General features: G+C 63.5%; 3 protein-coding genes. All 3 read right to left on the reverse strand.

The window, feature by feature from the left end; genetic code table 11:
* The 3 genes from J4F42_22510 to J4F42_22520 are packed head-to-tail and all read right to left on the reverse strand — an operon-like array spanning nucleotide 1 to nucleotide 2,261.
* Nucleotides 1-1,074 carry a hypothetical protein gene (locus J4F42_22510; GenBank protein ID MCE2488296.1) on the reverse strand — a complete coding sequence of 358 codons (1,074 nt, stop codon included), beginning with the start codon at nucleotides 1,072-1,074 and terminating at the stop codon, nucleotides 1-3.
* Nucleotides 1,075-1,087: 13 nt separating this feature from the next.
* Nucleotides 1,088-2,020, reverse strand: coding sequence for an acyl-CoA dehydrogenase (locus J4F42_22515; protein ID MCE2488297.1), 933 nt, complete (start codon nucleotides 2,018-2,020; stop codon nucleotides 1,088-1,090).
* Nucleotides 1,989-2,261: an acyl-CoA dehydrogenase family protein gene (locus tag J4F42_22520; GenBank protein ID MCE2488298.1), complete on the reverse strand. Its 273-nt coding sequence runs from the start codon at nucleotides 2,259-2,261 to the stop codon at nucleotides 1,989-1,991. The genes J4F42_22515 and J4F42_22520 overlap by 32 nt, the downstream gene beginning before the upstream one ends.
* Between the last annotated feature and the right edge of the window lie 343 nt (nucleotides 2,262-2,604).

Raw genomic sequence — 2,604 nt, forward strand, 5'->3', positions numbered from 1 at the left:
CTAGCCGGTGGCCACGCAATAGACCTGATCGGCGTCCGCCGGCAGCGCCTGCGCACTCCAGGTCGCCCCGGCGTCAGCGCTGGTGAACACCTGACCCTTTTTGCTGGCGCAGACCATACGGTCGGTGTGGCGTTGGTCGATGGACATGGCGAAGAGGGTGCTGTTGACCGCATGGCCAATATCCACCCGCTCCCAGTTCAGACCGCCGTCCTCGCTGTGGAACAGGCCACCGACGTTGCTCTCGAAATCGCCCCCGCCGGACAGCCACAGCTTGGTGGGCATACCTGGCACCTCACGCAGGCAGCGGCAATAAGTGGTGCCGTGGTCGTTCAGCGGCTCAATGGGTACGCGCTGCCAGTGGTCGCCCCGGTCGGTGCTGCGAAACATACCGACGCGACAGATGGCCGTGACCGTTCCCGGACTCAGACGGCTGGCCAGCACGCCGTGCATGTCCACGGTATCGTCGGTGAGGTATTGACCGTGACTGAGGTTCTGCCAGTGTTCCCCCCCGTCCAGAGACCGGAGCAGCCCCCCGACTTCCAGGGAGGCGTACAGTTCGTCCCGGTCGGCAACGCTGCCGGACATCATCAGCACCCGCTTGGCCGGTATGCCCTGAGGAGGCATGGTCACATCGGGGAAACGGACGCTCACCGGGAGCTGATGCCAACGCTCTCCGGCGTCGTCGCTGCGATATATCTCCGCAGACTCGTACCCGGCGAACATGATCTGCGGGTCGGCCGGATGGAATAATAGCGACCACATGGGCAGGCCGTGGTCAGGGACCACCACCTTCTCCCAGTGGTCGCCGTGATCATCGCTGCGGTACGGGCCCTCTTGAGTGGCGACGTAGACCACCTCGGGCCGGTGGGGATGGATGGTGATGGCGCGGACCTCGGGCGCGTCCGGCAGCCCCTGCGTGATCGGCTCCCACTCCCCCTGCCCGAACACACTCCGATACAGGCCGCTTTTGACGACCAGCTTGATACCCATATGCTTTTCTACCCATTCGATGCCTGGGCTGGTGTCACCGGCCAGACCGGCGAAGACGTACGATGTGCTGTTGTCCGTTGCCATAGCCTCTTCCTCCTTATTTGAGCGGCGGCACGATCTCGCTCGGATCGAGCCCGAGTTCCAGGGTCCCGACGCTGGACAGACAATAGTCGCTGGGTGGAAACTGGACCGGCCCGACGGCGCCGTCCCGGAACAGCCGCTCAAGCGGGACGGTCTTGAAGAGCGCATGGGCGCCTCCCAGCGTGAGCGCCGTCCGCGTGATCCGCGCCCCGGCCTCGCCAACCAGATACTTGGCGCGGAACAGCGCCGCCACGGTCTCCGAGGTCGGTCCCTGGGTGTCGCTGAGCCAGGCCGAATGATAGGTCAGCAGCCGGGCGGCCTCCAGGTCCACGCTCATATCGGCCACCCGCCGGCGCACATCCGGGTGGTAGGCCATCGGCTGGGTATAGCCCCGCGGGACCCTTTCCTGCACCAGCTCACGTACGGCGTTGTAGGCGGCCGCGGCTACACCCAGATACACCGCCGTATAGGAGGCCCACAGCCAGTTCGCCCCACTACGGATGAAAGGCAGGATATCGTCGGTCTGGTAGAGCACGGCGTCCTGCGACACGAAACAGTCTTCGAGAATAAGAGAGTCACTACGCGTCGCCCGCATACCGAGCGTATCCCATATCTCGTCGACGCGCCGTCCCGGCGCCCGGCGTGGAACCATCAGCAGGAGAGCGGCCCCAGGCTTATCGACCTCCTCGGGATGCGCCAGCACGGCACAGAAGTCAGCCGCTTCCAACATGGAAGCAAACGCTTTTCTGCCGGTGATCTGATATCCGCCCGCAACCTGCCGGGCGCGCGTGGCCGGTTGGTAGGTAGCCAGCAGTCCGGACGTCCTCGGCTCGGAGAAGTTCCCGGCAATCAGCCTTTGCTCTTTGACGACCAGATCGGCCAGGCGCTGCTTGGTGTCCGGGGGGACGATTGGACTCTCAAAAAGGGGACCGATGATCGACAGGTGCATATTGACAGCCCTGGGCGAGTTCCTCGGCCGCCAGGGAGTAGTTGAGCAGCCCGACGCCCTCTCCGCCCATCTCTGGGGGAACATTGAGACTGTAGAAACCCTCCCGGCGCAGGGCCGCATAGTTTTCCAGCGGATGGCTGGCTTCCTGGTCATGCGTGGCGGCTCGGGTGGCGAAGTCTGCTGCCAACCGCCGGCTTCGCTGCTGGAGGCGTGTCCCTGCTTCGCTGACCTGAAAGTTCATGACCGCCCTCCTTGTCTTCGGCTACGGGGTCAGGCTGTCCAGAATCGGGAAAGAACCCTGCACCATACGGCTTTATCTCCCCACAGCAGCCGGCCTGTCAACCCGACGGCTCCCGAGCAGGAAAATTTGTTCAGCTGCAAAGCGACGGCGCGGCGTCCATTGTATTCCCGACCGAGATGGAGCAGGATAACATCATAATTCAAGGACAACACATCGATGAGGGATGCGATGCAAGACAGTACAGACACACACGTGAACGGCAAACGCTGGACGCTCGACCACCCAGAGCTGGGAACCGGGTCCTTACCGATCACACCCTATCTTTCCGCGGAGTATTTTGAGC

The organism is Desulfurellaceae bacterium, assembly GCA_021296095.1.
In the GTDB taxonomy this organism is placed as follows: domain Bacteria; phylum Desulfobacterota; class Binatia; order Bin18; family Bin18; genus JAAXHF01.